Here is a 12032-nt window from a genome sequence, read left to right as displayed (position 1 = left end):
CAGGCTTTACTCGGATGCGGTTGGATGTGCGGTCATGTTGAAAAAAGCCCTGACCCTGACCGCCATCGCGCTCGGCGCCACCGCCGCGCTGACCGGTGCCGCGCATGCCGAGCCCAATGGCGACCCGGCCAAATACGCCGATTTCACCGCCGACTTCCTGCCCGCCAATACCCCCGAGGCGATCAACGCCCAGGCGAACGGCAAGAACCTGATCATGAGTCCCTACGGCGTCACCCGCACCATCGCCTGCCGCGGCACCAGCGCGGGCGACGTCTACGACTGCATGCAGGAAGACGACCTCGGCTGGATCACCCTGCACAAGAACGACCTCCCCGGCCTCGGCCCCACCTGGGTCTACCTGCCCTGATTCGGACGCACGCAGCAGACGCCGAGGTTGTCGGGGCCTCGGCGTCTGCGAATATTCGGGGAGGCGGTCAGGCCTCGAGCTTGTAGCCGAGGCCGCGGACGGTGACCAGATGCTCCGGTTTGGCCGGATCGCCCTCGATCTTCGAGCGCAACCGCTTGACGTGCACGTCGAGGGTCTTGGTGTCGCCGACATAGTCGGCGCCCCAGACCCGGTCGATCAGCTGGCCCCGGGTGAGCACTCGCCCGGAATTGCGCAGCAGATATTCGAGCAGATCGAATTCCTTCAATGGCAGGGTGACCTGCCTGCCGTTGACGTGCACGGTGTGGCGGTCGACATCCATCCGGACCGGACCGGCCTCGAGCACACCGCTCTCATTGCCGCCGTCCAGTTCATCGCCCGCGCCGCGGCGCAGCACGGCACGGATGCGGGCGATCAGTTCGCGCGCCGAGTACGGCTTGGTGACGTAGTCGTCGGCGCCGAGCTCCAGGCCCACCACCTTGTCGATCTCGCTGTCACGCGCGGTGACCATGATCACCGGGACGCCGCTGCGGGTGCGCAGCTGTTTGCACACATCGGTGCCGCTCATACCGGGCAGCATCAGGTCGAGCAGCACGATATCGGCGCCGGAGCGGTCGAATTCGGCGAGCGCGGATGGTCCGTCACCGACGACCGTGACGTCGAAGCCCTCCTTGCGCAGCAGGAACGCAAGCGGATCGGCCAGCGACTCCTCATCTTCGACGATCAGAACACTCGTCATCTGCGTGCCTCCACACCATTGGGTCTGCCCGGCCCCGAGGGGCGCGGGTGTGTTTCTCTCATGCTCACCGCGGGACCGTCGACTTCTTCTTCGCCGCCGGTTTCATGGTGGGCAGGTATTCGCAGGGTGAACGTCGATCCGGTGCCGAGCTTGCTCCACAGGGTGATCTCACCGTTGTGGTTGGCCGCCACATGCTTGACGATAGCCAGGCCGAGGCCGGTACCACCGGTGGCGCGCGAGCGCGCCTTATCGGATCGGAAGAACCGTTCGAAGACCCGCTCCTGGTCTTCCTTGGCGATGCCGATGCCGCGATCGGTCACCGCCATCGCGACGTGATCGCCGCGCAGTGAGCGGCTCACCGAGACGTGGGAACCGGCGGGTGAGTACGCGATGGCGTTCTCCACCAGGTTGGACAATGCGGTGACGAGCAGGGTTTCATCGCCGAGCACCTCGAGTCCGCTCGGGCGATCGGTGCTGACGGTGATGCCCGCGGCCTCGGCGGCGGTGCGGGAGCGGTCGACCGCCTGCATGACCACGGTGTCGACGTCGACCACCTCTAGCTCGGGTAGCTTTTCCGCGCCCTGTAGTCGCGACAGCGCGATCAATTCGGTGACCATCTTGCCCAGGCGCCGGGATTCACCGAGTACGCGCTGACCGAAGTGCCGGACGGCCTCGGGGTCCTCGGCGGATTCCAGCATGGCCTCGGCCAGCAGGCTCATCGCGCCGACGGGGGTCTTGAGTTCGTGGCTGACATTGGCGACGAAGTCCCGTCGGGTCGCCTCCATGCGGGCCTGTTCGGAATCGTCGTCGGCGAACAGCACGGTGAAACTGGTCTCTTCGCGCGATAACTGTCTGGCTACCCCCCGCACCGCGATCCGGCTGCGGCCGGGCATCGGGTTCTTGGCGGTGAGATCGAATTCGGTGGATTCGCCGGTGGCGAGCACTTTCTCCACCGCGGCCCAGGCGCGTTCGTCGAGCAGCCGGTTGCGGACCAGGCCTAGTTCCTCGGCGCGCGGATTGACCAGCACCACATCGCGGTATTCGTCGACGACCGCGATTCCGCTCTCGGAGGCGAGCACGATCAGGTCGAGCACCTGCGACATGGTGAGACCGGAATCTGCCTGCCTGCGGGCGGCCTGCCTGGCGTTCATGAACGGGATCAGTAGCCCGCCGACTGCCAGGCCGACGACAGCCGCGAGAACTGCCAGCAGTACGGCCTGCGGAACACTCACACTTGAATCGTACGGTCGCCAACCGACAACCCAACTCGGGGTACGCGAAGTTTCACGCAGGTCATGGGCACTTCCAGGCCCGTTAGCCGCTTGTTTACGCGTTGTTCGCGCGATGGCGTCCGGATCGTTTTCACTCGTCGGAATCCGACATTGCCGAGCGCACCGAGTCGCCGTGGCGGTCGGCCCATTCGCCGAGGGAATAGATCGTAATGAGCAGATCGCGTCCGGCTTCGGTCAGTTCGTATTCGACGCGCGGCGGCGCCTCGGCGTAGCGGTGGCGCTCGATGAGCGTCATGGTTTCCATCCGGCGCAGCGTTTGCGTGAGCATCTTCTGGCTGATGCCGCCGATGGCGGTGCGCAGGTCACCGGGGCGCATCGGGCCCTCGCGCAACATGTAGACGATGACCGCGAGCCAGCGGTTACCGAACAGGTCGACGCCGAGGCGGGCCGGACAGTCGGCCTCGTAGTCGCCATAGGGCGCGAATTCCACTGGTTCGGCATGTTCGACCGTCATGAGACCAGCCTGCCATCGTCATTGCGCACCTTCGGGTGCCTATCGAAATCTCTAGCGTCAGTGCCGTATACATCCCGAATCAGGAGTTGATATGCGAATCGGAATCATCGGGGCGGGCGCGATGGCGAAGGCACTCGGCGGCGGCTGGGCCGCAGCCGGGCACGAGGTCCTCATCGGCGCTCGTTCCCGCGCGGACGCGCTGGCGGCAACCATCGGGCACGGAGCGCGAGCCGGAAGCGTCGGCGCGGCCGCCGAATTCGGGGCGGTCGTGCTGCTGGCGCTACCGGTAAGCGCCCTTGACGAAGTACTGGGTGAGATCGGCGGAAAACTCGCCGGGCGGACTGTGATCGACTGCACCAATGCGTTCCTGCCGGACGAGGCCGCGCCGGCAGGAGTTCCGGCATTCGTGCTGTCCGAGGACGCGGTCGCCGCTCGCATCGCGGCGACGGTTCCCGAGGCGCATGTGGTGAAAGCGTTCAACGTCTGCGCGGCCGAGGTCTGGGAATCGGAAACTCGTGTCTTCGAGGACCGCAGGCTGGCGGTACCGATCTGCGGTGACGATGCTTCCGCCGTCGAACAGGTCGCGGCGCTGGCGGAAGATCTGGCACTCCAACCGATTTCGGCGGGCGGCCTGCATCGGGCCAAATACCTGGAGGCCACCTCGGTATTCACCGTCGGTCTCTGGTTCTCCGGCGCGGACGCCCGCGCGATCTTCCCGCCATTGGACGCGGCGTTCGCCGTGGCCGACTAGCCCGTGAGAACGGTCCGAGCGTGCACCAATCGCCCATACCCCGCGGATTCGAGCATGAATGCGCGAGAGGTGCACGCTCGGGCCGGATTCGGCTTATCAGCCCGCGTTCGTCCGCACTGGTTATTCGCGAAACTCGGGCGCATTCGGATAAAGCCGAAGAGGCGCCGCTACCCGAGCGGATAGCTCAACTCTGTTGTCAGGTCAGTTTCACCATCCCGGCCTGCCCTGCACCGGAACGTTGACGAAGCTCGCCCGGTCCGGATCCAACTGGATGTGCTGCGGTTTCAGACCCGTATCGATCAGCATCGGCAGTACCGGCAGGCCCTTGGGAAAGTTGCCCGCGAAGACATCCACGCGCAGGCGATGGCCCGGCTGCAGAATCGCCTCGGTGGCGGGCAGAGCGATATCGAGGGTCGTCTCCTCCCCCGGCACGGTCGGCTGACGCAGGTCGAGCGATGTGTAGGCACGCGGGTCGGTGTAATCGCCGCTGGCGGAACGGGTGCTGTTCGGCTCGTCGACCTGACGCAGCGACGCCATCAACTGGCCCGAGGACAGCACGGTGGACTGACCGTCCGGAGCGACATCGTTCACCGTGACCACCCAGTAGCCGTCAGTCGCATCCTGAACAGTATTGAGGTGCGCGGCGATTCGGCCGGAGATGATTGTCGGCTCGACGACCGGGTCGCTGGTGAAGGTCAGCCCGTTCAGCTCCGCGATCCGGGAGTCCTTGGCACAGCCATCGATGATCGAGAGGAAACCCGCGCTACCCTGCGCTGCGTCGTTGGAGCACAGGGTAGTCAGGCCTGGCGCGACCGTGAGCCGCGCCGGGTCCGGGCTCGCCGCGGCGAGCAACGATCCGTCGTACCGGCTGTTCGCGGTGCCACTTCGGTTGGCGGACAGATACATCCGGCGATATTCGGCATCTCGGGATCCGGTCTGCGGATCGGCGAACGAGTCGGTGGTGATCCAGCCGCCGCCCTGCTGGCGCAGCGTGATCGGGCCGTACTGATCGATACCGTTGTCGATTCCCTTGAGCCACTTGTCGAACCAGGCACGCTGCAGCACGTCCAGACGCGGCGGCAGGCCGGGCTTACCGTATTCATTGCCGGAGCTGACGTGGTAGGTATTGCCCATCAGCAGCTGTTTCTGGCCCGCGGGCAGCGGAATTTCGTTGTAGATCTTGGATTCCGAGTAGGTGAACAGATCGTGCCAGCCACCGGTGACGAAGGTGGGCACCTGAATCTTGCTCGGATCGCCGAGCCAAGCCGCGCGCGATGTCGACGAACCGGTCAGCAGTTCCTTGGCACGCGGGTCCAGGTCCTCGATCCGGGTGGTGCTGTAGACGTTGAGCAGCACATCCATGAAGGTGAACGGATCCTTCGCGCGATCCGCGAGCCACTTCATATCGAACTGTCCGTTGAGTATCGATGCGACATCCGGTACGAGCTTGAGGCCGTTGATGGCGGTCAGCCACAGCGGAATGAAGTTGAAGCCGAATCCGCCGCCAGGTGCGAGCACATCGTTGACCAGGTCGCTGCCCGGCACGACAGGGAAGATCGCCTTCAGGGCGGGCGGTCGCATCGCGGCCACCTGGAGCTGGTTGATGCCCGAATACGACAGGCCGTTCATGCCGATGCGGCCGTTGGACCACGGCTGACTCGCGACCCAGTCGATCACCTCGTAGGTGTCCTGCTGTTCGCGCTGGCGCAACATGTCCCAGGTGCCCTGGGAGAAACCGGTGCCACGCACATCGACGACGACCTGGGTGTAACCGCTCTTGATGAGCTGACGGTCGACCGCGAAGTTGCGCAGTTCGCCGCCGCCGAAGGATTTGGTCAGATCGGTGACACCGGATAGTGGGGTGCCGCTGAGGTCGATCTGTCGGAACAGTTCGATCAGAGCGTCGGACAGGCCAGGGATGGACATGGCGCTGTCGGCGATATTCGAGACCAGTTTGGTGTACGGAGTCAGATTGACCACGGTGGGCGTCGAGGTGTCGATCGGACGCCCCGCAGAATCCGCCGGGCGGTACACGTTGCCCTGGAGGACGGTGCCGTCGCTCATGGTGATCGGGACATCCCACTGGATATTCACATTCGGGTACTGCTGGGGACCGTCCTCGGCCGCGACCCAGGCGGCGCCGGCCGCGCCCCCGTCGGGACCGGACGGCTCCGGCGCGGCGATCGCGCTCTGGGTGACGAATGGAATGAGCACCGCCGTGGCGACTGCCGCCACTGTGGCACGCAACATTGTCTGCATCAGGGGTGATCCGCCTCTCGGACTGGTCGAACGACCAGAGCTTACATACCGACGAGTAGGTTCGAACTCGGGGTTACCCGAATTATGAGTCGAATGTCGGTTCACATATAGCAACCAACACCGCATAACGCCTGCACAAGCCTGAAAAAATTCAGGCCCACCTGCAGAATTCACACTAACCCAGACAGGCGCAGCTAACCGATCACGACTCGCGCCCCAGTTCCATTTCCAATCGGGGCAAACCGCGTGTCACCGTCGAAACAGCAACGCGCCGCGACCGAAACCCGGTCGCGGCGCGTGATCCTATCGATCTGAGTGCTTATTTACCGCCCTGGCTGGCGACGGCCGCGGCACCCGCCGCGGCGGCTTCAGGGTCGAGATATTCGCGCGGACGAACCGGGCGCAGGTTCTCGTCCAACTCGTAGCGCAGCGGGATACCGGTGGGGATATTCAGCCCGGCGATATCGTCATCGGAGATCCGATCCAGGTGCTTGACCAAAGCACGCAGCGAATTGCCGTGTGCCGCAACGAGAACGGTCTTGCCCGAGAGCAGGTCCTTGGAGATGGTCGACTCCCAGTACGGGACCATCCGGTTCACCACATCGAGCAGACATTCGGTCTTGGGGACGTCGATGCCGTCGTAGCGCGGGTCGCTCTCCTGGCTGTACTCATTGGCCGGGTCGATGGGCGGCGGCGGGGTGTCGTAGCTGCGCCGCCACAGCATGAACTGCTCGTCGCCGTACTGGTCGCGGACCTGCGCCTTGTTCTTGCCCTGCAGATCACCGTAGTGGCGCTCGTTGAGGCGCCAGTCGCGCACGACCGGGATCCAGTGCCGGTCGGCGGCGTCCAGTGCGATATTCGCGGTGCTGATCGCGCGACGCAGCACCGAGGTGTAGACGATATCCGGCAGGATGCCGTGTTCGGCCAGCAGTTCCCCGGCGCGCTTGCCCTCGGCGATGCCCTTATCGGTCAAGTGCACATCCACCCAGCCGGTGAAAAGGTTCATGGCATTCCATTCGCTCTCGCCGTGGCGCAGCAACACGAGGGTGTACGTCATGCAGGCCATTCTGGCATGTACGCGAACCGGGCTCGCATCCGTTCCCACTGCTCAGGAGATGGCATCGGCCGTATCGTGGCCCGCGGCGAGCACGCCCGCGCCAACCAGGGTGGCGCCATTGGTGATTCGCGACGGCACCACCCGCAGCTCGCGCAGGAAGTCCAAGCCGACGTGCCGGGTCACGGCCGCACGCAGCGGTTGCCACAGTGGTTCGCCCGATTGCGCGAAGCCGCCGCCGATCACCACCCGATCTATATCGAGCGTCGAGGCTGCGGAGGCGATGGCCGTGCCGAGTGCGGTTCCGGCCCGATGCAGCGCGGCGAGTGCGATCTCATTGCCGGTGTGTGCTGCCTTCGCCAGCGCGGCACCGGTCTCGCCACGCCAACCCTGTTCGCGTGCCCAGCGCACCGATGACATGCCGCTGGCAATCGCCTCGACGCAGCCGACGCCGCCGCATTCACACGGCACATCCCAACCCGGCACCACGATGTGGCCGACGTGTCCGGCATTGCCGGTGCGCCCGAGCACCACCCGACCGTCTGCGATGATGCCGCCGCCGATGCCCGAGGAAACCGTCATGGCCAGGCCGTTCGGAATGCCGCGCAGCGCGCCGAGGTGATGTTCGGCCAGCGCAAGGCAGGCACCGTCGATGGCGAACCGCACTGCGGCGGAAGGGAACAGCCGCTGCACCTCGGCGACGATCGGAAAGCCCGGCTTCCATTCCGGAATGTTCAGCGGCCTGGTGACACCGGTCCGCACATCGACCGGCCCGGCCGAGCCGATCCCGATCGCCGAAACCGTCGCGTCACCGGCCACTTCCAGCAGCAGGGCGCGGCACCCGGCCCACACCGATTCGCGTGGCACATCGACCCGCCGCACATCGCGCACCTTCCGGCCCCCGTAGACCACCCCGGCAGCGAATTTCGTCGCACCGATATCCAGAGCAAGAACCATCATCGCCGTGCGACCTTCCGTGCTATGCGGCCCACACGAGCGTATGCGCCACAGCGCGATTGTCGCCCACCGCGCCCACACCGGCGCGGTATTCCCGGGACTGCGCGGACCATGAGCACGCGACATATCGACGGTAGTCAGGTGTGGCGGCTCGAATGGCACTCGACAGCACCCATATGACTACCGTCGCGGTCGGATTCAGGGCTGGTCGGCGGCCTCGACCAGATGCTCGAAGGCGCGCAGGTTCTGCAGGGATTCCCCGCGCGATACGCGCCACTTCCATTCCCGACGAATGGATTCGGCGAAGCCGAGTTCCAGCAGGACGTTGAAGTCGGCCTCGACGGCCTCGAGGATCTGGCCGAAGATTCGATCCAGTTCGTCGGAGGTGACGGCATGGGTGGCCAAGCGGCCGACCAGGTAGATATCGCCGACCCGGTCCAGGGTGTAGGCCACGGCGTAGAGGCGGCGGTTGCGGCGCAGCAGGAATTTGTAGACGCCCTCGAAGTTCTCGTCGGGCTTGCGGCAGACGAACGATTCGATCCGCAGTCCGTGCTTGCCGACGGTGAGCATCACGGTGGTCTTCAGTTTGCGCTCACCGGGCAGGATGACGACGAAGGTCTCCTGGCTTGGATGGGTGTACTCGATCTCGCGCTCGCGCAGCGTTTCGTCGATCAGCTGTGCGGTCGCGGCTTCCGTGCTCATCGGTGCGCTCCCGTCCGGCGCCGCCACAGCGCCCGCGATCTGGCCTGACTGATCTCGCCGAGGAGAACAGCACTGAGTTCTCCCGGGAGGCTAGCGCGTTCGCCCGGCAGTTCCGCCCGCGCGGCCTCGAAGACCTTGCGCCGGCCCGCACCGAGACCGGCGCGCAGCGCACGAAAATCGGCCAACGCCGCCGAATAACTGGCGAGCAGTCCGTCCGCGGTGTGCTCCCAGGAGAAATGCCCGGCATGCTCGACCGCGCGCATACCCATCCGACGTAGGCGCTCACCGTCATCGAGCAGGTGGCCGAGGGCATCGGCCCAGTCCGGAGTCCGATGTCCGGGCACGAGCAGGCCGGTCTCACCGTGCCGCACGGCGGTGCCGAGCCCGCCCACATCGGCCGCGAGCACCGGGGTGCCGCTGGCCTGCGCTTCGATGGCGACCAGGCCGAAGGATTCGTTGTAGCTGGGCACCGCGACCAGGTCGGCGGCCCGATACACCTGCACCAGGCGGTCCGGCGGCTGCGGCGGCAGGAAGGTGACATGCTCGGCGATGCCGAGTGCGGCGGCGAGTTCGATCAGTGCATCGGGGCGCTCCAGTCCAGTGCCTGACGGGCCGCCGACAATGAGCACCCGCAGCTTGCGTGACGGGTCGCGGTAGAGCAATTCCGCGGCCGCGCGGACCAGCACATCCGGGGCCTTGAGCGGCTGGATGCGGCCGATGAACGCGACGATCCGTTCGTCGGTGGCCAGACCCAATTCGGCTCGGGCCGCGGCCTTTTCACCGGGACAGTAGCGAGTCAGATCAGCGCCGGGCGGCACCACATCGATGCGCTCGGCATCGGCGCCGTACAACTCGATGAGCTGGCGCGCCTCCTCCGCGGTATTGGCGACCATCCGATCGGCCTCGGCGATCACCTGCTTTTCGCCGATCTCGCGGGTCGCGGGTTCGGGGCAGTCGCCCTCGGCCAGCGCCGCGTTCTTCACCGCCGCCAAGGTATGCGCGGTGTGCACCAGCGGCACCCGCCAGCGATCGCGCGCCAGCCAGCCGACCTGACCGGAGAGCCAATAGTGCGAATGGACGAGGTCGTAGTGACCGGGCAGGTGTCTGGCCTCTTGACGCAGCACCTCGGCGGTGAACGGGCACAGCTGGGTCGGCAGGTCGTGCTTGTCCAGCCCCTCGAACGGGCCCGCCACCACATTGCGCACCAGGACCCCCGGGGCCGCCTCCTGTACCGGCGGGACGTTCGAGGAGGTGGCCCGGGTGAAAATCTCGACCTCGGTGCCGCGTCGGGCCAGCTGAATGGCGGTTTGCAGCACATAGACGTTCATGCCGCCCGCATCACCGGTGCCCGGTTGAGCAAGTGGTGAGGTGTGCACCGATAACACGGCGATCCGATTCGGCCGTAGGTCCGGGCGTTGACTCACACCATCCATAGTGCACGTTGAATTGCCCAACTCAGACGCCGTAACCGGGCCAAGTGACAGTCGTCACAGCAGTTTCGTGAGAGTTCTCACGCGCGGTTCGCTATCCGCCGAGATACGACAAGTCTGCTGGAGCCGAGCGTGCGGCGCCAGCGAATTTCGGACGTCTAGTTCAGACCGTCGATGAACGCGCTGACCTCGGCGACGAAGCGGGCGCGATCCTCGATGAACAGCCCGTGCTGGGCGTCCTCCCAGAACGAGCCGCGGCCATCGGGCACCGCGTCGAGGATGTAGCGACCGTTCTCGATCGGCACGACCGGATCCTTGGTTCCGTGCAGGACCAGCACCGGAATGTCCAGGGCACGTAGCGTTTCGGTGTTGTCGACGGTCCGGTAGAACAGCGCCTTGCGCACCCGAGGCGGCGTGCCGAGGCTCGCGCCGAAGATGCGCTGCGCATCGACGCCCTTATCCGGACCCGGTCCGGTGTTGGCATTGCCGAAAGCACCGAATGCGCGCAACGCACGACCCGCACTCTCCTCGAAAACGCCGGGAATGGCCTCCTGCATGGACGAACCGGTCTCCGCACCGGGTGCGCGGCCGATATTGGCCATCGAACCCGAGTAGATGACGCCCGCGACCGCGCCGGTGCCGTAGGTGGTCAGATAGTCGCTGATCACGATGCCGCCGTAGGACCAGCCGAGCAGCACCGCACCCGAGTCGACGCCCTCGGCGGCGAGCACCGCGGCGATATCGGCGGCCCAATTCTTCGGATCGTCGTAGCCGGTCGCCGGGGCGCCGGAGTAGCCGTGGCCGCGCAGGTCGACGGCGAGTACCCGGAAGCGCTCGGCCAGTTCGTCCGCGGCCGCGCCCCAGCACTGCAGATTGGCCGACCAGCCGTGCACCAGCACCAGCGGCCTGCCGTCGGCCGGGCCACTGCCCCGATAGACGATGCTCGTTCCGTCCGCACTGACCGCTTCCCGAATAGCCATGCCACCGAGGCTAGTCCGCCTCCGGCGGACTTTTGCCCGTCGTAGGTGCCGCGGACGGCCCGTCGCGGACCGGCGGTCAGTGGCCGATCGGCTGCTGGACGTACCCGGCGAGCTACCCACGTAATCAGCTCATGCGTTCCACGCGGCCGCGGTCTTCGGCAAATTTTCTGCACTTAGGATCGGGACCATGAGCATTCGCACTGCCGTCGTCACTGGAGCCAGCTCGGGAATCGGCGAAGCCACCGCCCGGGAACTCGCCAAACAGGGCTATCACGTGGTCGTCGGCGCGCGCAGGCTCGATCGGCTGCGGCGCCTCGCCGACGAAATCGGCGGTACCGCACTCGAACTCGATGTGACCTCGGAAGATTCCGTATGCGCCTTCACTGATGCGATCGAGAACGCCGATGTGCTGGTCAACAATGCGGGCGGCGCGAAGGGGCTGGCCCCGGTGACCGAGGCGGATCTGGACGACTGGCGCTGGATGTGGGAAACCAATGTGCTCGGCACGCTGCGGGTGACCAAGGCGTTGCTGCCGAAGCTGATCGCCTCGGGTGACGGGCTCATCGTCACCATCACCTCGGTCGCCGCCTTCGAGGCCTATGACAACGGATCCGGCTACACTTCGGCCAAGCACGCACAGGCCGTACTGCACCGCACATTGCGCGGCGAACTGCTCGGCCAGCCGGTGCGGCTCACCGAAATCGCGCCCGGCGCAGTGGAAACCGAGTTCTCGCTGGTGCGTTTCGCCGGGGACGAGGAGCGTGCCGCCAAGGTGTACGAGGGTATCGATCCGCTGGTCGCGCAGGATATCGCGGCGATCATCGGGTTCGTGGCGTCGCGACCGTCACATGTGAATCTGGACCAGATCATCGTCAAACCCCGTGATCAGGCTGGTCCCGGACGCTTCGCTCGCCGCGGCTGATCGAATCGGCCTCGCAAGTAACTCACCGGGTACGCCCGAACCCAGCAGACACAGGACCGCCGGCCCGGATGTGAACTCGGGTGGCACCCGACTACCGGGCAAAAGGC

12 protein-coding genes are annotated in these 12032 nt (G+C 65.9%); 3 read left to right on the top strand and 9 right to left on the bottom strand.

From position 1 onward, the window contains the following. Positions 1 to 34 precede the first annotated feature (34 nt). Complete coding sequence (locus tag ACIBJI_RS01045; RefSeq protein WP_364356247.1) at positions 35 to 367, top strand: hypothetical protein; 333 nt, start codon at positions 35 to 37, stop codon at positions 365 to 367. 67 nt (positions 368 to 434) lie between these two features. Here ACIBJI_RS01045 and ACIBJI_RS01040 read toward each other — a convergent pair whose 3' ends face one another. The 3 genes from ACIBJI_RS01040 to ACIBJI_RS01030 form a co-directional block, all read right to left on the bottom strand. Continuing rightward, positions 435 to 1124 carry a response regulator transcription factor gene (locus ACIBJI_RS01040; protein ID WP_364356250.1) on the bottom strand — a complete coding sequence of 230 codons (690 nt, stop codon included), beginning with the start codon at positions 1122 to 1124 and terminating at the stop codon, positions 435 to 437. Next, positions 1121 to 2356, bottom strand: coding sequence for an ATP-binding protein (locus ACIBJI_RS01035; protein ID WP_364356253.1), 1236 nt, complete (start codon positions 2354 to 2356; stop codon positions 1121 to 1123). The genes ACIBJI_RS01040 and ACIBJI_RS01035 overlap by 4 nt, the downstream gene beginning before the upstream one ends. Before the next feature lie 130 nt (positions 2357 to 2486). Beyond that, entirely contained in the window at positions 2487 to 2870 is a 384-nt protein-coding gene (locus ACIBJI_RS01030; RefSeq protein WP_364356256.1) for a helix-turn-helix domain-containing protein, read from the bottom strand. A gap of 91 nt (positions 2871 to 2961) precedes the next feature. Between ACIBJI_RS01030 and ACIBJI_RS01025 the strand changes: the two genes are divergently transcribed. Next, entirely contained in the window at positions 2962 to 3621 is a 660-nt protein-coding gene (locus ACIBJI_RS01025) for an NAD(P)-binding domain-containing protein (protein ID WP_364356259.1), read from the top strand. Between the two features lie 207 nt (positions 3622 to 3828). On the opposite strand, the gene ACIBJI_RS01020 is transcribed toward ACIBJI_RS01025, so the two are convergent. The 6 genes from ACIBJI_RS01020 to ACIBJI_RS00995 form a co-directional block, all read right to left on the bottom strand. Further along, positions 3829 to 5880: a CocE/NonD family hydrolase gene (locus ACIBJI_RS01020; protein WP_364356262.1), complete on the bottom strand. Its 2052-nt coding sequence runs from the start codon at positions 5878 to 5880 to the stop codon at positions 3829 to 3831. A 319-nt stretch (positions 5881 to 6199) separates the two neighbouring features. Further along, the gene (locus ACIBJI_RS01015) at positions 6200 to 6937 is read right to left on the bottom strand and encodes a phosphoglyceromutase (protein ID WP_364356265.1); all 738 of its coding nucleotides are present in this window, start codon (positions 6935 to 6937) and stop codon (positions 6200 to 6202) included. Between the two features lie 51 nt (positions 6938 to 6988). Beyond that, a complete protein-coding gene (locus ACIBJI_RS01010) occupies positions 6989 to 7894 on the bottom strand; it encodes an ROK family protein (protein WP_364356268.1) in 906 nt (301 codons plus the stop codon). Positions 7895 to 8089: 195 nt separating this feature from the next. Then, complete coding sequence (locus ACIBJI_RS01005) at positions 8090 to 8593, bottom strand: YbjN domain-containing protein (RefSeq protein ID WP_364356271.1); 504 nt, start codon at positions 8591 to 8593, stop codon at positions 8090 to 8092. Next, positions 8590 to 10026 carry a D-inositol-3-phosphate glycosyltransferase gene (gene mshA, locus ACIBJI_RS01000; protein WP_364356274.1) on the bottom strand — a complete coding sequence of 479 codons (1437 nt, stop codon included), beginning with the start codon at positions 10024 to 10026 and terminating at the stop codon, positions 8590 to 8592. Before mshA ends, ACIBJI_RS01005 begins: the two co-directional genes overlap by 4 nt. A gap of 155 nt (positions 10027 to 10181) precedes the next feature. Next, positions 10182 to 11003, bottom strand: a complete 822-nt coding sequence (locus tag ACIBJI_RS00995) for an alpha/beta fold hydrolase (RefSeq protein ID WP_397082647.1) — start codon at positions 11001 to 11003, stop codon at positions 10182 to 10184. 187 nt (positions 11004 to 11190) lie between these two features. Here ACIBJI_RS00995 and ACIBJI_RS00990 point away from each other — a divergent pair, with 187 nt between their 5' ends. Further along, entirely contained in the window at positions 11191 to 11925 is a 735-nt protein-coding gene (locus tag ACIBJI_RS00990; protein ID WP_397082645.1) for an SDR family NAD(P)-dependent oxidoreductase, read from the top strand. The last annotated feature ends 107 nt before the right edge of the window (positions 11926 to 12032 follow it).

Origin of the sequence: Nocardia sp. NPDC050408 (assembly GCF_044458905.1) — a bacterium.
GTDB lineage: Bacteria > Actinomycetota > Actinomycetes > Mycobacteriales > Mycobacteriaceae > Nocardia.
Note: the sequence above shows the minus strand (reverse complement) of the source record. Positions and strands in the feature narration are given on the sequence as shown.